This window comes from Nocardioides palaemonis (assembly GCF_018275325.1).
Classification (GTDB): Bacteria; Actinomycetota; Actinomycetes; order Propionibacteriales; family Nocardioidaceae; genus Nocardioides; species Nocardioides palaemonis.
Map to the genome: position 1 here is coordinate 1 of NZ_JAGVQR010000001.1, position 17636 is coordinate 17636.

Sequence of the window (17636 nt, forward strand, 5' to 3'; positions counted from 1 at the left end):
TCTTCTCGAGCAGCTTGGCGCCGGTGACGTTGCGGATGAAGAACGTCATCGCCGCGGGCGCGAAGACCGTCGCGAGCCCGGGCACCCAGCCCAGCGACAGCGCGCCGGCGATCCAGAGACCCCACCAGACGCAGGCGTCGCCGAAGTAGTTGGGGTGGCGGGTCCAGCCCCACAGGCCGGTGTCGAGGATCTTCGGGCGCGACTCGCGCGGCTTGGCCTTGTAGGCCTCGAGCTGGGCGTCGCCGACGACCTCGAAGTAGAGCCCGACCGCCCACACGACCACACCGACCCAGACGACCGGCCACCAGCGCACGTCGTAGGCGGCGCCGACGACGAGCGGGAAGGAGATGATCCACGCGACGAGCGCCTGCGTGCCGAAGACGCGGAGCAGGACCTTCGCGGCGCCGGCGTGCCAGCCCGGCCCGCCGAGCATCGCCTCGTAGCGCGGGTCCTCGCCGTGGCCGCGGGAGCGGCGGGCGATGTGGATCGCGAGCCGACCGCCCCAGACGGTGACGAGGAGCGCGAGCAGCCAGGAGTGGGCGTCGGGCCACACCAGCGCGAGGGCGACGGCGATCGCGACGAAGGACAGCCCCCACGCCACGTCGACGTCGGCGACGCGGTCGCGCCGCTTGCTCACCGCCGCCGTCGACCCCATGACGACGGCGGCGGCGAGGATCGCGACGACCGCCTGGGTCAGCACCTCACCACTCCCGGACCGGCGGGAGGGTGTGCGGCGCGCCGGGGCGCACCGCGAGGATCTGGTCGACGCCCATCCGGCCGTCGCGGAAGGCCAGCGCGCCACCGACGAGGTAGAGGCGCCACACCCGGACGACCTCCTCGCCGACGAGCGCGCGGATCGCGTCGAGGTTGGCCTCGAACCGCTCGAGCCAGCCGTGGACGGTGAGGACGTAGTGCTCGCGCAGCGCGTGCACGTCGCGCACCTCGAGGCCGCCGGCCTCGATGAGGTCGACGGTCTCGCCCACCGGGCGCATCGTCATGTCGGGGGCGATGAACGACTCGATGAACGGGCCGCCGCCGGGGTGCTTGCCGCCGCCCGCGCCCTGGCGCGACATCTGCTGCACCAGCACCCGGCCGCCCGGCTTCACCGCGCGACGCAGCACCTCGACGTAGGTGTCGTAGTTGAGCGCGCCGACGTGCTCGCCCATCTCGAGGGAGCCGACGGCGTCGAAGTGGTCGCGCTCGGGCACCTCGCGGTAGTCCTGCAGCCGGATCTCCACCCGGTCGGCGAGGCCGCGCTCGGCGATCCGCGCGTCGATGAACTTCTTCTGCTCCGCCGAGATCGTCACGCCCGTGACCTGCGCGCCGAAGTGCTCGGCCGCGTGCAGCGACAGCGAGCCCCAGCCGCAGCCGACGTCGAGCATCCGCATGCCGGGCGTGAGCCCCAGCTTGGTGCAGACCAGGTCGAGCTTGGCGCGCTGCGCCTCCTCGAGCGGGACGTCGGGGGTGGCGTGGTAGCCGCAGGAGTAGGCCATCTGCGGCTCGAGGATCAACGAGTAGAACTCGTTGGAGAGGTCGTAGTGGTGGCTGATCGACGACCGGTCGCGCGCGAGGCTGTGCAGCTTGCCCTTGATCTGTGCCTGCGACGCGGGCGGGGCCGGCGGGCGACCGAGCGCGCCGAGGCCGGCGGCGGTGCGGATCGCGTCGACGAGGGCCCGCGGCGAGAGGCGTACGCCCGACAGGCCGCGCTCCTGCCCGACCGCGAACGCGTGGGTCAGCGCGGAGCCGAGGTCCCAGCCGTCCTGCTCGGGCACGTCGAGCTCGCCGGTGACGTAGGCCTGCGCGGCGCCGAGCTCGCCCGGGTGCCACAGCAGCCGGCGCAGCGCGTCGGGGGAGCGCAGCACCACGAGCGGGCCCTCGACCGGGCCGGCCTCGGAGCCGTCCCACGCGCGCAGGCGCACCGGCAGGTCGCCGCCGATGAAGGGACGCACCGCCTCGGCGAGGCGGTCCGCGACACCACCGCTCGTCGTGCCGGCGGTCGTGGGTCGGGGGTCGGTCTGGGTCACGGGGCCCGTCACCGGTCCTCTCGGGTGAAGGTCAGCTGGGAGACGTTGATGTAGCAGGCGGCGAACCCAGCCTGGGAGTAGGCGAGGTAGAAGTGCCACACCCGCATGAACATGTCGTCGAAGCCCAGCGCCAGCACCGCCTCGCGCTGGCCCAGGAACCGGCGGTCCCAGCGGCGCAGCGTCTCGGCGTAGTGGCTGCCCATCTCGAGCTGGTCGACCAGGCGCAGGGTGGTGTCGCGACGGGTGATCTCGTCGATCACCTCGACGCTGGGCAGGAAGCCGCCGGGGAAGATGTACTTGTTGATCCACGTGTGGCTGTCGCGGGTGGCGAGCATCCGGTCGTGCGGCATCGTGATCGCCTGGATCGAGACCCGGCCGCCCGGGGCGAGCACCTCGTCGATGGTCTCGAAGTAGGTGCCCCAGAACTCGTGGCCCACGGCCTCGATCATCTCGACCGACAGCACGGCGTCGTAGCGGCGACCGGACCCGGCGAGCGCGCGGTAGTCCATCAGCTCGACCTCGACGCGGTCGGAGAAGCCGGCCGCGGCGATCCGCTCCTCGGCGAGCTCGAGCTGCTCGACCGACAGGGTGATGGTGTGGACGCTCGCGCCGCGGCGAGCGGCACGGATCGCCAGCTCGCCCCAGCCCGTGCCGATCTCGAGCACGCGGGTGCCCTCGGTGACGCCGGCCTCGTCGAGCATGCGCTCGATCTTGCGGCCCTGCGCCTCGGCGAGGTCGGGTCCGTGGCGGCGCGGGTCGTCGTGGTCGACCGGCTCGGGCGGGGTGGCGACGAGGTGCTCGGCCACGGACCCGGCGGCGGCGGGCGCCGTGCGGACCGAGGTGTCGAACAGGGCGGACGAATAGCTCAGCGTCTCGTCGAGGAACAGCCGGAACAGGTCGTTCGACAGGTCGTAGTGGTGCGAGATGTTGGCCTGGCTGTTCTCCTCGGTGCTGCGCTGGTGGCTCGGCAGCCGGGGCGTGACCAGCGCGCGGGCACGCTGCAGCGGCTTCGGGATGAGCGTGGCGATGCGCGCGGCCGGCACGGTGAGGAACCCGGCCAGGTCCTCGGCGTCCCACGCTCCGGTGAGGTAGGCCTCGCCGAAGCCGATCAGGCCGTCACGGCCGAGCCGGGCGTAGAACTCCTCGGGCCGGTGCAGGCGCATCTCGGGCCCGCCGCGGCCGTGGCGGCGGCCGGTCGGCTCCTCGACGACCGTCACCTGCAGCCGGGAGACCGCGGCGAGGAACAGCCGCTTGGCCACCGCAGCGGAGACCGCGGTGCGCGGTCCCGGGGTGATCTGCTCGAGTGCGGGCATGCCCTGGGTACGGGGCTCGGCGGGGCGATCCTTCTCGAGGGTCATCGCACACCTTCCTGACGGTGGGAGGGACGGGGGCGGACCGGCAGGCGGCGGGCCCACAGCCAGGTGCCGTGGGCGCGGATCAGCGCGCTGCCGCGCAGCGCCGCACCGAGGGTCCGGCGGAGGGGGACGTCGCTGCGGGTGCCGGTGAGGCTGGCGCTGAAGGGCGCCGAGTCGCCCGCGTGCCGGTGGGAGTGGCCGCGGAGGGTGACCGCGACGTGCAGCCGGTCGGTCGGGACCGGCACCGCGATCTCGTAGGTGCCGTCGACGCCGTGGAAGGGCGAGACGTACATCGCCTTGTCGGTCGTCGCGCGGCCCTGCTCGTCGGGGTGGACGAGGTAGGCGTGGCGGTCGCCGTAGGTGTTGTGCACCTCGATGACGACACCTGCCTGGGCGCCCTGGTCGTCGAAGCACCAGAACACGGTGATCGGGTTGAAGCAGTAGCCGAGCGAGCGCGGCTGCGCGGCCATGAGGATCGTGCCGGCCCGCTCGCCGGACCCGAGGGAGACGCCGTTGTCGGCGAGGAACGCCTCGACGTTGGCGCGCAGCGACCGCTCCGGCGACCCGAGGTGGTCGCGGGCCTCGAACCGCGCCAGGCGGCCGTGGTCGGGCAGGTCGTCGAGGTCGACGAGCCACGTCGTCGAGGTGTGCTCGAAGCTGCGTCGGAACGGTGAGCGACGGGTGTGCCGGATGGTCGTCTCGAAGCGTCCCGGCGCCGGGAGCACGTGGGTGGCGCGGGTCCACGGCAGGCCGAGTCGCGTCGCGGCGGCGAGACCCGAGCGGGCGCCGTCCTCGTGGAAGCCCCAGCCGTGGTAGGCCCCGGCGAACGCGATCCGGTCGGTGTCGATCTCCGGCAGCCGGCGCTGCGCCGCCACCGACTCGGGGGTGTAGAGCGGGTGCTCGTACTCCATGCGGTCGATCACGGTCGTCGGGTCGACGAGGTCCTCGCCGCCGAGCGTGACGAGGTAGTGGGTGTCGGTGGGGAGCCGCTGCAGGCGGGTGAGGTCGTAGGTGACCGTGACCGCACCGGTCTGCGAGCTCGCAAGCTCGCTCGCAGGGCGGTGGAAGTTCCACGACGCCCGGGCGCCGGTGGCGTCGGGCAGCAGCGAGGTGTCGGTGTGCAGCAGGGCGGGGTTCGAGCTGTAGGGCATCGCCGAGAGCAGCTCGCGCTGGAGGTCGGTCGGCTGCTCGAGCATCGCGAGCGCGTGCGAGGGGTGCGTGGCGATGACCACCGCGTCGAAGGGCGTGGTCGCACCGCTGCCGTCGGTGACCTCGACGCCGTCGGCGACCTCGCGCACGGACGTCACCTTGGTCTCCAGCCGGATCTCCTGCAGGCCGGCCGCGACCTTGGCGACGTAGGTGCCGGAGCCGCCGGTGACGGTGCGCCACTCGGGCGAGCCGAAGACGCTCAGCATCCCGTGGTGCTCGAGGAAGGCGAAGAGGTAGCGGGCGGGGTAGTCGAGCGACGTGGCGGGGTCGCACGACCAGACGGCGGCCACGACTGGCTCCATGAAGTGGCGCAGGAAGCCCTCGGAGAACCCGCCCTCGGCGAGGAAGTCGCGCAGCGTCTGGTCGTCGGGGCGGGAGTCGTCGGCGGCGGCCAGGACGGCGCGGGCGCGCCGGTGGAAGCGCGGGATCTCCAGCAGCATCCGCCAGTGGTCGCGCGAGACGAGCGACGACGGGCGGGCGAACAGCCCGCGCGGGCCGAGGGCGCCGGCCCACTGCACGCCGGTGCCGGCGTCGTCGACCGACAGCGACATCTCGGACGGTTGCGTCTCGACGCCGAGCTCGGCGAAGAGCCGCAGCAGGGTCGGGTACGTGCGTCGGTTGTGGACGATGAAGCCGGTGTCGATCGCCAGCTCGCCCTCGCGCGTCGGGACGCGGTGGGTGTCGGCGTGGCCGCCGAGCCGGTCGTCGGCCTCGAAGAGCGTGACGTGGGCGGTGCGCGACGCGATCCACGCCGCCGTCAGCCCGGCCACGCCGGAGCCGACGACGGCGATGCGTCGCGGAGCGGTGCCGCTCATGCGGCCTGCGTCAGGTCGAAGACGGCGATCGGGTCGGTGGTGGGCTGGACGGACCCGGTCTCGGGCTCGACGGTGATCCCGACCGCGGCGGCGCCGGCGGTCGTGCCGTCGAGCACGACGGTCTGGTCGGCGGCGTCCGGCATCAGGCCGGCGGAGGTGTAGCTGCCGTCCTTCCCGACGAACCACAGCTCGTAGGCCTTGCCGTCGGGGGCGGAGACCATGTCCTCGGTGGTGATGACCGCGCGGTCCTCACCCTTCGACCAGGTCACCGTCGCCCGGCCGGCGTCACCGAGGTCGTGCACGACCTTCCGGGCGTCGTCGGCCTGGAGCACCTGCTCGGCAGCGGTCAGGTTGCCGCCCTCGGGCCCGGCCCACGGCTGGGTCACCGCCGCGCCGATGCCGACGATGAGGGCGAGCGCCGCCGCGACCAGAAAGGGCGTCCACCGTCGCCGCCCACCGTGGGTCTCGTCGGCGGCGGGAGCGGCTGCGGGGACCTCGGGAGGGAGCGGACGGACCTGGGAGATGCCCGCCAGGACGGACTCGCGCAGCGACGCGGGCGGCGCGACGGCCGTCGTGTCGGCGAGGAGCGCCGCGGTCTCGCGCAGCTCGGCGACCTCGGCGCGGCAGTCCTCGCACGAGGAGAGGTGGTGCTCGAAGCGCGCCCGCTCGAGGTCGTCGAGGGCGTCGACGGCGTACGCGCCCGTGAGCTTGTGCAGGTCGCTGCTCATGAGGCCACTCCCATCAGGTCGCGTAGGCGGATCAGTCCGTCTCGGATACGTGTCTTGGCGGTGCCCAACGGGACGTCGAGCAGTGCGGCGACCTCCGTGTGGGTGTAGCCGCCGAAGTAGGTGAGCTCGACCGCGCGGCGCTGTACGTCGGTCAGCGTGGCGACGGCGTTGCGGACCCGGGCCGCGTCGAGGGACGCGTGGGCCGCCTCGGCGGTCTGGTCGTGGTCGGTCGGCGTCGTCTCGCGGTTCCACGTCTCGTCGCGCGCCGTGGCCGCCTCGACCGAGCGGACCCGGTCGACGGCCTTGCGGTGCACGATGGTCAGCAGCCAGCCGGCCGCGCTGCCCCGGGCGGGGTCGTAGCGGGTGCTGGAGCGCCAGGCGTCGAGGTAGGCCTCCTGGACGACCTCCTCGGCGTGGGCCGGGTTGCGCACGACGCGGAGCGCGAGGCCGTACGCCCGCGCGGAGGTCGCGTCGTAGAGCTCGGCGAAGGCCGTCTCGTCACCCAGGGCGGACCGCCGGAGCAGGTCGGCCAGCTGGGCTGGTTCGCCCCCGGACGGGGCGCCCTCGGGCGCCCCGTCCGGTACAGGCTTCACGTGGTTCACGTGGTCATCCTTGCGTAGTGCTCGTCGGGAGACGAGATCACATCTGCGGCATCAGGACCTGGTCGACGACGTAGACCGTGGCGTTGGCGGTCTGCACGTTGCCGCACACGACGCTGGCGTCACCGATGGTGAAGTCCTCGCCGGAGCCGTCGACGGTCAGCATGTCGCCCGCGAGGGTCTCGTGCTCGCCCGCGACGTCCTCGGGGCTGAGGCGCTCGCCGATGACGTGGTGGGTGAGGACCTTGGTCAGGGCCTCCTTGTCGGCGAGGAGCGCGTTGAGGTCCTTCTTCGGGATCGCGGCGAACGCGTCGTCGGTGGGCGCGAACACGGTCAGGTTGTCCGTCGAGTTGAGCGTGTCGACGAGGCCGGCCTCCTTGACCGCGGCGGTCAGCGTCTTGAGCAGCGGGTTGTTGGACGCGGCGGTGGCGACCGGGTCCTGGGCCATGCCCTCGACGGAGCCCGGGTCGCTCGGGTCGGTCGGCACGCCGGAGCAGCCGGGGCCGAACGGAGCGTCGGAGGCCGGCTCGGCGGACTCGGACTCCATCGGCGACTCGGACATCGACTCGCTGGGCGAGGCGCTCGAGGTGGTCTCGTCGGACGCGCTGGTGGTGTCGTCCTCGCTGCCGCAGGCGGCCAGGCCCATCGACGCGGTCAGGGCGAGGGCGGCGAGGCCCATCGAGCGGGTGCGGAGCTTGGTGTTCATGGGGAGTCCCTTTCGGTGGGTGGAACCGGGCGAGTGGGCCCTGGTGGGCCCGCTGTCGAAAGGTGTTCGGCGCCCCTCGGGAGGCGGATGGGTGATTCCGGAAAAAACTTTGGACAATCCTTGGACAGGTGCACGACAGCACGGCGGGCGGAGCGTGGCGCAGGTCCTGGAGGCTCAGGACCTGCGCCACGCACCGCCCGCCGGGGTAGGGGGTGCGCGAGCTGCTCAGGCGACGTTGACCGAGATCTCCTGGACGCCGCTGGAGCCCTCGGGGAAGGGCGTCATCCGGACGTCGGTCTGCACGTCCCCGTCCTTGTTGACCGCGCGGCAGGCCAGGAAGTGCTGGCCGGGTGTGGCGTCCCACTCGAAGTACCACTGGCGCCAGTAGTCGTCGGTGACCTGCGGGCCGAGGGTGGCCGGCTTCCAGGCCTCGCCGTCGACGCGGACCTCGACCCGCTCGATGCCGACGTGCTGGGCCCACGCGATCCCGCCGACCACGACCTTCCCGGCCTTGCTCTCGGACAGCGGCTTGGGGGTGTCGATGCGGCTGGACAGCTTGATCGGGGCGTCGATCGCCCAGTCGCGCTCGGTCCAGTAGGCCTGCTGCTCGTCGTAGGTGGTGAGCGTCATGCGGGTGATCCACTTGCAGGCGCTGACGAAGCCGTAGAGGCCGGGAACGACCATGCGGGCCGGGAAGCCGTGGGTGCGCGAGAGCGACGAGCCGTTCATCCCGATCGCGATCATCGCGTCGCGGCCGTCGAGGGCCACGTCGAGCGGGGTCGAGATGGTCATGCCGTCCACGTCGGTCGACAGGATCTGGTCGGCCTTCGTGGCATCGATGCCGGCGAGGTCGAGGACGTCCTTCAGGGGCACGCCGAGCCAGCGGGCGCTGCCGACGTAGGGGCCGCCCACCTCGTTGGAGACGCAGGTCAGGGTGATGTCGCGCTCGATGGTGCGCATCTTCGCCAGGTCGTCGAAGGTCAGCGTGACCTCCTTCTCGACGTCACCGTCGATGGTCAGCGTCCACGAGTCGACGTCCACCGTCGGCAGGGTGAGCCGGGTGTCGACCCGGTAGAAGTCGGCAGTGGGGGTCTGGAGCGGGCTGATCCCGGAGTAGGTGGCCTCGAGTCCCTTCGGGAGAGGCGGCGCGGGGTCGTTCGGCGTCGGCAGGGCGACGTCCGTCCCGCCGAGGCGGTAGGACGTGACCCAGCGACCGACACCCCCCATTGCGACGGCCGCGGCCGCGAGGCCGCCGGTCGCCAGCACGACCCCGCGCCGGGTCGGACCGCCGGGCCCAGGCGGCGATCCCTCGGAGCCCCGGTCGTCGACGCGGTGCAGCCACCACAGCGAGGCGGCGCCCACGATCGCGGCGACCAGGGCGGGCAGGAGGTCCAGCGGGCCGGCCTGGGGCCGGAGCACCGCCAGCACGCCGGCGACGCCGGCGAGGCCCACCACGACGAGCAGGCCGGCGGTCGGGCGGCGCGCGCTCAGCACGCCGGCCAGCGCGGCCAGGAGCAGCACGACCACGGTCACCGAGCCCACCAGGACCAGCTTGTCGGCGCTGCCGAACTGCCGGATCGCCCACTCCTTCAGCGGGGTGGGGGTGAGGTCGATGACCGTCGAGCCGACCGCCAGGACCGGCGACGCCGCCGGCACGGTGACGGCCGCCACGAGGTGCGCGGCCGCCAGTCCCACGAGGGTGGCCAGCACGCCGTACGCCGCGTGGCGGGTGCGCCGCCAGCCCGGCTCGGGCGCAGAGGTCGTCGTGGTGTGGTCCATGCCGGGTGTTCGGAGCGGGCACGGAGGCGGATGGGCGCTGCCTCGGGGTGCGGCAGGATGGCGCCATGACCGACGCCTCCACCGAGCTGGTCCACTACGCCGTCTCCGACGCCGTCGCGACCCTCACCCTCGACAGCCCGGCCAACCGCAACGCGCTCAGCAAGCAGCTGGTGACCGAGCTCCACGCCCACCTCGAGCGGGCCGGCAGCGACGACAGCGTCCGCGTCGTCCTCGTCGAGAGCTCGGGCAAGGTCTTCTGCTCCGGCGCCGACCTCTCCGAGGCGACCACCGAGGGGATGGAGGTGGGCGCGCGCCGCATCGTCGACCTGCAGCGCCTCATCGTGACGCTCGAGAAGCCGGTGGTCACCAAGAACCTCGGCGCGGTGCGCGCCGGGGGCATCGGGATCATCGCGGCCGCGGACGTCGCGGTCAGCGCCGACGACGCGACCTTCGCGCTCACCGAGGTCAAGCTCGGGCTGGCCGCCGCGATCATCAGCCTGACCGTCCACCACCGGATGAACCCGCGGTCGGCGTCGCTGACCACCCTCGGCGGAGAGGTCTTCACCGGCGCCGAGGCGGCGGCGTACGGCCTGGTGACGAAGGCGGTGCCCGCCGACCGGCTCGACGACGAGGTCGCCGCGATCTGCGCGAGCCTGGCCACCGGCGCCCCCCAGGGCCTGCGGGAGTCCAAGCGGATCCTCAACGGCGACCTGGTCGCGCGCATCGACGTGCTCGGCGACGAGATGGCCACGACCAGTGCGCGGCTCTTCGCCAGCGACGAGGCCCGCGAGGCGATGACGGCCTTCCTGGCGCGGAAGAAGTAGCCGCCGGACGCATCCGATCACCCGTCCCGGACGGAGAAGGTCACAGGACCCCTCGAGAGGAGACGGTGATGGCGATCGGCAGGCAGGGCGCGGCGGAGCGTGACCTCGACGGAGCGCGGGTCGCTGTCGTCGGGGCGACCGGTGCCCTGGGGTCGCTCGTGGCGGCGGAGCTCGAGCGCCGCGGTGCCCGCCTGCTCGTGGTGGGGCGGCACGCGGACCGCCTCGCCGCCCTCGGCGCCGGGATCCCCGTCGTGGCCGACCTCGGCGACGCCACCGCCGGCGACGCCGTGGTCGCAGCCGCCCGCGAGCACCTCGGCGGCCTCGACGGGCTGGTCAACGCGGCGGGGGTCGTCGCGTTCGGGCCGCTGGTCGAGACCCCCGACGAGGTGGTCGAGGAGCTCTTCCTCACCAACGTCGTCGGGCCGCTGTTCCTGCTGCGGCGGGTGCTCCCGCTGCTGGAGCAGTCGCAGGGCTTCGTCGCCCAGCTGTCCGCGGTCGTCGCGGAGCGGCCGATGGCCGGGATGGCCGCCTACTCCGCGAGCAAGGCCGCGCTGAGCGCCGTCGACGCGGCGCTGCGCACCGAGCTGCGGCGCTCGCGGGTCACCGTCGTCGACGTCCGGCCGCCGCACACCGAGACCGGCCTGGCCGGACGTCCGCTCGCCGGCACCGCCCCGCGCCTGCCGCAGGGCCTCGCCCCCGAAGACGTCGCCCGTCGGATCGTCGACGGGCTCGCCGCCGGTGAGGTCGAGCTGCCCGCGGAGGCCTTCGGGTGAGCCTCGCCGAACCGCTGCCCTGGCTGCTCGTCGTGGCCGCGCTCCACCTCGGGTTCCAGCTGACCGTCGACCTCGTGGTCTACCCCGCGCTGGGCGACGTCCCTGACGAGCGCTGGGCCACGGCGCACCAGAAGCACTCCAGCCGGATCACGCCCGTCGTCGCCGTGGCCTACCTTCCGCTGGTGGGGGTGCTGGCGTGGTCGGTGGCGACCCGGCCGGAGGACGCCGGGGTGTGGCTCGCCGTCGCCGGAGCCGCGCTGTCGGTGGGCACGACCGCGGTGGTCGCGGCGCCCACCCACGGCCGCCTGTCCTCCGAGCCGGCGGCCGGGCGGCCCGCGCTGCTGGGCCGGCTCGACCGCGCCGACCGGGTGCGGACGCTCGGGGCCGCGGTCTGCCTGGTCGGCGCGCTGCTGGCCGGGTGAGACCGCACCGGCAGCGGTGCCCGGTCGCGGCGGCCGGTCGCCCCGTACCACCGATCGCCGGCAAGTCGGTGGTCGTCGGTCCGCACCGGTACGCTTTCCGGTCTGCCCGAGGGTGCGGGCAGTGGTCTCGGGGGATGAGGAGCAGAGGGTGAGCGAGGAGCTCGAGGCGCGCGAGATCGCGCTGGAGCAGGCGTACGTCGACGAGGTCTACGTGCAGCTGGAGGCGTCGATGGTCAACGCCCGGGCGCTGGCGACCGAGGGGCGCAACCGCGGCAAGCTGGAGCACGAGGGCGGGCTCGTCGAGCGCGACGCGATGGTCTTCCAGGCCGCCAAGCGGATCGCCCAGCTCGACGCCGCCCACGAGGGCCTGGTCTTCGGCCGGCTCGACCTCGACCCGGAGATCGACGCGGAGCCGCGCTACATCGGGCGCATCGGCGTCCGCAACGCCGACCGCGACGTGCTGCTGATCGACTGGCGCGCGCCCGCCGCCGGCGTCTTCTACCAGGCCACCGCGGCCACCCCGCAGGGCGTCGTGCGCCGCCGGGTGCTGCGCTCGCAGCACCGCACGGTGGTCGGCGTCGAGGACGAGCTGCTCGACCAGGAGGCCGAGACCCAGCTGCCGATCGTCGGCGAGGGTGCGCTGATGGCGCAGCTCTCCCGGGCGCGCGACCGCTCGATGCACTCGATCGTCGCGACCATCCAGGCCGAGCAGGACCAGGCGATCCGCGCGCCCGGCAAGGGCGTCGTGTCGATCTCCGGCGGCCCGGGCACCGGCAAGACCGTCGTCGCGCTCCACCGCGCGGCGTTCCTGCTCTACTCCGACCGCCGCCGTTACGAGGGCGGCGGCGTCCTGGTCGTCGGCCCGAGCGGCGTCTTCATGCGCTACATCGAGCGGGTCCTGCCCAGCCTCGGCGAGACCGCGGTCGCGCTGCGCTCGCTCGGCGAGGTCGTCGGCGGCGTCCGCGCGACCCGCCACGACGAGCCGGCGGTCGCCGACGTCAAGGGCGCCACCCGGATGGCCGAGCTGATGCGCCGCACCGCCCGCCAGCACGCCCCGGGCGCGCCCACCAGCTTCCGCATCTACTGGCGCGACGAGACGATCGTGCTCGACCCCGGCCTCCTGGGCCGGCTGCGCCGCCAGCTGATGTCGCAGGGACGCCGCAACCGCCAGCTCCCGCGGGTCGCCAAGACGCTGCTCGACGCGATGTGGCGCCAGGTGACCGGCGAGCGCGGCAAGGAGCGCGGGCGCGAGTCGTTCGAGGACGACATGCTCGGCCACGCCGGGTTCGTCGAGTTCGCCTCCGCGTGGTGGCCGCCGCTCGACGCCCAGACGGTCTTCTCCTGGCTGCGCGAGCCGGAGTTCCTCGCCCGCGTCGGCGAGGGCGTCGTGAGCCGCGAGGAGCAGCTGCTGCTCACCAAGTCGTGGTCGTCCGGCGACCTGTCCATCGAGGACGTCCCGCTCCTCGACGAGCTGCGCTACGCGATCGGCGACGTGCCGCAGCGCAGCGACGACGAGCGCGACCTCGACGAAACCGGCCTGCTCGAGGGCGGCGTCGACCTGCAGGAGCTCACCACGATCTCCGAGCGGGAGTACGCACCGGGCGGGCGGCAGTGGGCGCCGCCGACCCACCGCATCGAGGACGACGGCTACGCCCACGTCCTGATCGACGAGGCGCAGGACCTCACGCCGATGCAGTGGCGGATGGTCGGTCGTCGCGGGCGCACGGCCAGCTGGACCATCGTCGGCGACCCCGCCCAGTCGTCGTGGCCCGACGCCCCCGAGGCCGCCGCCGCGCGCGCCGAGGCGCTGGAGGGCAAGGAGCTCCACGAGTTCCACCTGTCCACCAACTACCGCAACTCGGCCGAGATCTACGCCTTCGCCGCCGACTACGCCCGCCGCGTGGGCCTCGACGCCGACCTCCCCGACGCGGTGCGCCGCACCGGCGAGGAGCCGCGCGTCGTGTCGCTGGCCGGCGACTCGCTGGTCGAGGAGGGCGCGCAGCGCCCGTCACGAGACCTCGAGGCCGCCGTGCGCGAGGCCGTGACGACGATCGCCGACCGCGTCCAGGGCACCGTCGGCATCGTCGTGCCGGTCGCCCGCCGCTCGGAGGTCAACGCCTGGCTGGCGTCGTGGCCCGAGCACGCGGACGACGCGGCCGGAGCCCGCGCGGCCGTCGACTCGACCGTCACCCCCAGCGGTGACGACCGGATCGTGGTGCTCACCGGCCTCGACACCAAGGGCCTGGAGTTCGACGGCATCGTGGTGGTCACCCCGCAGGAGATCGAGGACGAGTCCGCCACCGGCCGGGCGACGCTCTACGTCGTGCTCACCCGCGCGACGCAGCTGCTCACCACGGTCGGCTGACCGGCCGGCGCCCGTCCCCGGACGTGAGCCCGTCATCGTCTCCCCGTAGTCTTCTCCGCTCAGTCTCTCGGGTCCTCGTCCGTCCGCACCACGTCCAGAAGGGTCGCTCCTTGCCCGTCCGCGCGCTGCTGCTCGCCGTCTCGGTGCTGCTGTCCCTGCTCGTGGGTGCGCCCGCCCAGGCGGGTCTCGCCCCGGGCGACACCGTCGACTCCGACCCGGCCCCGACGTGGGGCTGGGAGACGGTCTTCCGTGACGACTTCGACGGACCGGCGGGCGCGTGGCCCGAGCAGTGGCACGTCATCCCGGGCTGGAGCACCGGGGTCCAGAACGGTGCCGGCCAGCTCGACGTCGCGCGGCTCTCGCAGATCCGCACCAACCCCGGGTGGACCCTGCCGACCGGCACCCAGGTCCGGGTGTCGTCGAGCATCTGGATGCCCGACACCGGCGCCAACTACTCCGCCCTCTGGATCCAGCACCCCAGCCCGACCGACCCGCGCGAGATCGACGTCATCGAGAGCTACGGGCCGATGAAGACGACGGGCGCCCAGCTCGGCTCGCACATCTGCTACGACCAGGTCGGCGACAGCGTCGACGGCGGCGCCTGCGCGGCCGCCGGGATGCCCGCCGACCTCGCGCCCGTCGGGCACCTGTTCGCCGCCGGCCTCAAGCCCTGGGAGGCCTACTGGGTCTACGGCGCGGAGTTCACCGTCGGCGGCGACACCGTCCGCTACTTCGCCCAGGACGCCTACGGCAACGAGGTCTACTCGATCACCTCGACCCCCGACCTGCGCCGCGTCCCGGGCAACCTGGCGCCGATCCACCTGCGGCTGTCCAACAAGGACGTGCTCCCGCAGTACGTCCGCGAGGGCGGCACCCGCGCCAGCATGCTGGTCGACTGGGTCAACGTCGACGTCAAGGTCCCCTAGGGCGTGTCTCTTAAGTCGCGAGCCAGATGGTGATGGCTCGTAGGACGACCGCTCCTCGGTAGACGGTTGCGAGCTTGTCGTAGCGGGTGGCGATCCCGCGCCATTGCTTGTGGTCGTTGAAGGACCGTTCGATGACGTTGCGTCCCTTGTAGGTCTTGGCGTCGAAGCCTGGAGGCCTGCCGCCCGCGGATCCGCGGTTCTTGCGGTGCCGGATCTGATCGGAGGGCTGCGGGATCACGGCTTTGATCCCGCGGGTGCGGAGCTCGGTCCGGATCGCGCGGGAGGAGTACGCCTTGTCGCCCAGCAGTGCATCGGGGCGGGTCCGGGGACGGCCTGGTCCGAGGCGCTTGATCGCGAGCTGTGCCAGCATCGGTTTCAGCATTGGCGAGTCGCCGGCTTGGCCGGGCGTCAGGTTGACCACGAGTGGTCGTCCGCGGCCGTCGACGAGTTGATGGATCTTCGTCGACAAGCCTCCGCGAGAACGGCCCAGGGCGTGATCGGGTGGTTCTTCCCGCGGATTCTTGTAGTTCGAATCAGCCCCCTGTGTCGTGCTTGGCGCGGCGGCCGGCGGGCTCCTCGACGCGGCGCAGGGTGGTGGCGTGCTGGTGGGCGCGGTTGATGGTGGAGTCCACGCTGACCATCCAGTCGATGTCGCCTGCGGCGTCTGCCTCGGCGAGGAGGCGGGCGTGGATCTTGTCCCATGTGCCGTCGGTGGAGAAGCGGTGGTGGCGCTTCCACACCGTTTGCCATGGCCCGAAGGATGACGGGAGATCGCGCCATGCGATGCCGGTGCGGAAGCGGTAGATCACGCCCTCGACGACCTGGCGGTGGTCGCGGAAGGGCCGGGACTTCACGCCGTCCGTCGACGGCATGAACGGCGCGATCCGCTCCCACTGAGCGTCGGTCAGGACCCGTTCGCGAGACATGACCGCATCAAAACAGCCCTACCAGCCCGGACTTGGGAGACACGCCCTAGCCGCGCCCTGCTCGGCACCGGGCAGCAGGGGCCCGGCGGCCGCGGCGGGCCGCCCGAGGCCGGCCACCGCGGCGAGCACCAGCACGATCCCGACGACCGCCGTGGGCCCGAGCGGCTCCGCGAGCACGACCGCCGCGACGACCGCGGCCGTCACGGGCTCGACCAGGCTGGCCGTGACGGCCGTGCTGGGTGAGACGACCCGGAGGCCGGAGTAGAGCAGGACGTAGGCGAGGGCCATCGTCAGCAGCCCAAGGTAGGCCAGCCACAGCAGCGCCTGCGGGTCGGTCGTCGTGCGCGGCCCGTCGACCAGGGCGAGGGAGGGCAGCAGCACGACCGCGCCGACGAGCGTCATCGCGCTGGTCAGCACCACGGGGTCGGCCTCGCGCGAGACCGACCCGCCCGCGACCGTCGTGAGGGCGTACGTCGTCCCGCTCGCGACGGCGAGCAGCACGCCCGCCACCGGGTCCGGGCCGGTCGCGGCGTCGGTGCCGGCGAGGCTGACCAGCACCAGTCCGACCAGCGCCGCGCCGAGCACGGCCAGCCGTGACGGTGCCGGCGCCCGCCGCGCGCGCACCGCCTCCGCGACGGTGAGCAGCACGGGTGCCAGGCCCAGGCTCACGACGGTCGACACCGCGACGCCGACCTGCGTGACCGACACGAAGTAGAAAGCCTGGTAGGCCGCGGTGCCGACCCCGACCGTGAGCACCTGGCGCGGTCGGGACCGGGCGAGGGCGAGCAGCAGCGGGCCGCGCCGGGTGAGCAGCGTGGCCAGCAGGAGGACGGCCGCGGCGAGGGTCATCCGCCACGCGCTGACGGCGATCGGGGACAGCGGCTCGTGCTCGCGGACCAGCTGGACGGCGAGCCCGCCGGTGCCCCACAGGACGCTCGCGGCGCCGACCTCGACGAGGCCGCGCAGGTGCGACGGCGCGGGACGACGCAGGCCGGTCTGCGTCGTCATGCGGGCGAGTGTGCCAGCGGCCACGCGGCCGGGCACCTGCGTTTCCGGCTGTCGGTCGCCCGGGGACATCTAGGGTGAGGCCGTGGCTTCCTCGCAGACCGTCGGACGCATCCTCGTCACCGGGGGCGCCGGGTTCATCGGCACGACGCTGGCGCGTGCGCTCGCCGACAGCGCCGAGCGCTGGGTCGTGCTCGACAACCTGCACCCGCAGGTCCACCCCGGCTCCGTCCCGCCCGCCGACCTCCCCGCCTCGGTCGACCTGCGCGTCGGTGACGTCACCAGCGCGGCGGACCTCGACGCCGTCGTCGCGGACCTGCGCCCCGACACGGTGGTGCACCTCGCCGCGGAGACCGGCACCGCGCAGTCGCTCTCGGAGAGCACCCGCCACGGCCTGGTCAACGTCGTCGGCACCACCCAGCTCGTCGACGCGTTCACCCGCGCCGGGCACGTGCCCGCCCACGTCGTGCTGACCAGCTCGCGCGCGGTCTACGGCGAGGGCGTGTGGCGCAACCCCGACGGGTCCACCTTCCAGCCGGGTCTGCGCACCCACGCCCAGCTCGAGGCCGGCCGCTGGGACCACGGCGACGGCGCGACCCACGTGCCGAACTCGGTCGCCGGCACCCACCCCAGCCCGATCAACGTCTACGGCGCCACCAAGCTCGCCCAGGAGCAGATCCTCTCCGCGTGGACCGGCTCCCACGACACCCGGCTGTCGGTGCTGCGGCTGCAGAACGTCTACGGCCCGCGGCAGTCGCTGTCGAACCCCTACACCGGCATCGTCTCCCTCTTCTCGCGGCTGGCCCGCGAGGGAGGCTCGATCCCGCTCTACGAGGACGGCGACATCACCCGCGACTTCGTCCACATCGACGACGTGGTCAGCGCGCTCGTCGCGGCGATCGCGGCCCCGCCGGCCGGCCACCTGCGCACCCTCGACGTCGGCAGCGGCGTCCGCACCACCATCGGCGACCTCGCCCGCGAGATCGCGGCCTACCACTCCGCTCCCGAGCCGCACGTCACCGGCCAGTACCGCGACGGCGACGTCCGGCACGCGTCCTGCACCGTCGACGACACCCTCCGCGCGCTCGACTGGTCGCCGCGCGTCGGTCTGCGCGAGGGCGTCGCCGGGCTGCAGGAATGGATCGCCACTCAGTTGGACTGAGACACCCCGGCCGACCGC

Annotated in this window: 15 protein-coding genes and 1 pseudogene; 6 read left to right on the top strand and 10 right to left on the bottom strand. The window is 73.4% G+C overall.

Annotated elements, in window-relative coordinates; genetic code table 11:
• The 8 genes from KDN32_RS00005 to KDN32_RS00040 form a co-directional block, all read right to left on the bottom strand.
• A partial coding sequence (locus tag KDN32_RS00005) for a DUF1295 domain-containing protein (RefSeq protein ID WP_211730090.1) occupies positions 1-700 on the bottom strand: 700 nt, incomplete at its 3' end.
• 1 nt (position 701) lies between these two features.
• Entirely contained in the window at positions 702-2024 is a 1323-nt protein-coding gene (locus KDN32_RS00010; protein ID WP_211730091.1) for an SAM-dependent methyltransferase, read from the bottom strand.
• An 8-nt stretch (positions 2025-2032) separates the two neighbouring features.
• Positions 2033-3382, bottom strand: a complete 1350-nt coding sequence (locus KDN32_RS00015) for an SAM-dependent methyltransferase (protein WP_249216318.1) — start codon at positions 3380-3382, stop codon at positions 2033-2035.
• A complete protein-coding gene (locus KDN32_RS00020; RefSeq protein WP_211730092.1) occupies positions 3379-5403 on the bottom strand; it encodes an FAD-dependent oxidoreductase in 2025 nt (674 codons plus the stop codon). The genes KDN32_RS00015 and KDN32_RS00020 overlap by 4 nt, the downstream gene beginning before the upstream one ends.
• Complete coding sequence (locus tag KDN32_RS00025; protein ID WP_211730093.1) at positions 5400-6131, bottom strand: anti-sigma factor; 732 nt, start codon at positions 6129-6131, stop codon at positions 5400-5402. The genes KDN32_RS00020 and KDN32_RS00025 overlap by 4 nt, the downstream gene beginning before the upstream one ends.
• Positions 6128-6733: an ECF RNA polymerase sigma factor SigK gene (sigK, locus tag KDN32_RS00030; protein ID WP_211730094.1), complete on the bottom strand. Its 606-nt coding sequence runs from the start codon at positions 6731-6733 to the stop codon at positions 6128-6130. The genes KDN32_RS00025 and sigK overlap by 4 nt, the downstream gene beginning before the upstream one ends.
• Before the next feature lie 37 nt (positions 6734-6770).
• Complete coding sequence (locus KDN32_RS00035) at positions 6771-7436, bottom strand: fasciclin domain-containing protein (RefSeq protein WP_211730095.1); 666 nt, start codon at positions 7434-7436, stop codon at positions 6771-6773.
• Between the two features lie 225 nt (positions 7437-7661).
• On the bottom strand, positions 7662-9215 hold the full coding sequence (locus KDN32_RS00040; protein ID WP_211730096.1) for a molybdopterin-dependent oxidoreductase: 1554 nt from the start codon (positions 9213-9215) through the stop codon (positions 7662-7664).
• Positions 9216-9280: 65 nt separating this feature from the next.
• Here KDN32_RS00040 and KDN32_RS00045 point away from each other — a divergent pair, with 65 nt between their 5' ends.
• From KDN32_RS00045 to KDN32_RS00065, 5 genes are all read left to right on the top strand, one after another.
• Entirely contained in the window at positions 9281-10039 is a 759-nt protein-coding gene (locus KDN32_RS00045; protein WP_211730097.1) for an enoyl-CoA hydratase-related protein, read from the top strand.
• A gap of 68 nt (positions 10040-10107) precedes the next feature.
• Positions 10108-10812 (top strand): SDR family NAD(P)-dependent oxidoreductase, encoded by a 705-nt coding sequence (locus tag KDN32_RS00050; protein ID WP_211730098.1) that lies wholly within the window; start codon positions 10108-10110, stop codon positions 10810-10812.
• Positions 10809-11234, top strand: coding sequence for an anthrone oxygenase family protein (locus KDN32_RS00055; RefSeq protein WP_307853580.1), 426 nt, complete (start codon positions 10809-10811; stop codon positions 11232-11234). The genes KDN32_RS00050 and KDN32_RS00055 overlap by 4 nt, the downstream gene beginning before the upstream one ends.
• A gap of 148 nt (positions 11235-11382) precedes the next feature.
• On the top strand, positions 11383-13599 hold the full coding sequence (locus KDN32_RS00060; protein WP_211730099.1) for a HelD family protein: 2217 nt from the start codon (positions 11383-11385) through the stop codon (positions 13597-13599).
• A 110-nt stretch (positions 13600-13709) separates the two neighbouring features.
• On the top strand, positions 13710-14525 hold the full coding sequence (locus KDN32_RS00065) for a LamG domain-containing protein (protein ID WP_211730100.1): 816 nt from the start codon (positions 13710-13712) through the stop codon (positions 14523-14525).
• A 10-nt stretch (positions 14526-14535) separates the two neighbouring features.
• Here the strand turns inward: KDN32_RS00065 and KDN32_RS00070 are convergent.
• Together KDN32_RS00070 and KDN32_RS00075 are read right to left on the bottom strand one after the other, a co-directional pair.
• Positions 14536-15451: pseudogene (locus KDN32_RS00070) on the bottom strand (IS5 family transposase).
• 18 nt (positions 15452-15469) lie between these two features.
• Positions 15470-16459: a DMT family transporter gene (locus KDN32_RS00075; RefSeq protein WP_211730101.1), complete on the bottom strand. Its 990-nt coding sequence runs from the start codon at positions 16457-16459 to the stop codon at positions 15470-15472.
• Positions 16460-16541: 82 nt separating this feature from the next.
• Here KDN32_RS00075 and KDN32_RS00080 point away from each other — a divergent pair, with 82 nt between their 5' ends.
• Positions 16542-17618 (top strand): NAD-dependent epimerase/dehydratase family protein, encoded by a 1077-nt coding sequence (locus KDN32_RS00080; protein WP_211730102.1) that lies wholly within the window; start codon positions 16542-16544, stop codon positions 17616-17618.
• Positions 17619-17636 lie beyond the last annotated feature (18 nt).

What these genes read in the sequence shown, in the direction of transcription:
- KDN32_RS00015 (WP_249216318.1), bottom strand. Translation starts at nt 3,382, where the DNA reads ATGACCCTCGAGAAGGATCGCCCCGCCGAGCCCCGTACCCAGGGCATG.
- KDN32_RS00020 (WP_211730092.1), bottom strand. Translation starts at nt 5,403, where the DNA reads ATGAGCGGCACCGCTCCGCGACGCATCGCCGTCGTCGGCTCCGGCGTG.
- KDN32_RS00025 (WP_211730093.1), bottom strand. Translation starts at nt 6,131, where the DNA reads ATGAGCAGCGACCTGCACAAGCTCACGGGCGCGTACGCCGTCGACGCC.
- KDN32_RS00035 (WP_211730095.1), bottom strand. Translation starts at nt 7,436, where the DNA reads ATGAACACCAAGCTCCGCACCCGCTCGATGGGCCTCGCCGCCCTCGCC.
- KDN32_RS00040 (WP_211730096.1), bottom strand. Translation starts at nt 9,215, where the DNA reads ATGGACCACACCACGACGACCTCTGCGCCCGAGCCGGGCTGGCGGCGC.
- KDN32_RS00045 (WP_211730097.1), top strand. Translation starts at nt 9,281, where the DNA reads ATGACCGACGCCTCCACCGAGCTGGTCCACTACGCCGTCTCCGACGCC.
- KDN32_RS00050 (WP_211730098.1), top strand. Translation starts at nt 10,108, where the DNA reads ATGGCGATCGGCAGGCAGGGCGCGGCGGAGCGTGACCTCGACGGAGCG.
- KDN32_RS00075 (WP_211730101.1), bottom strand. Translation starts at nt 16,459, where the DNA reads ATGACGACGCAGACCGGCCTGCGTCGTCCCGCGCCGTCGCACCTGCGC.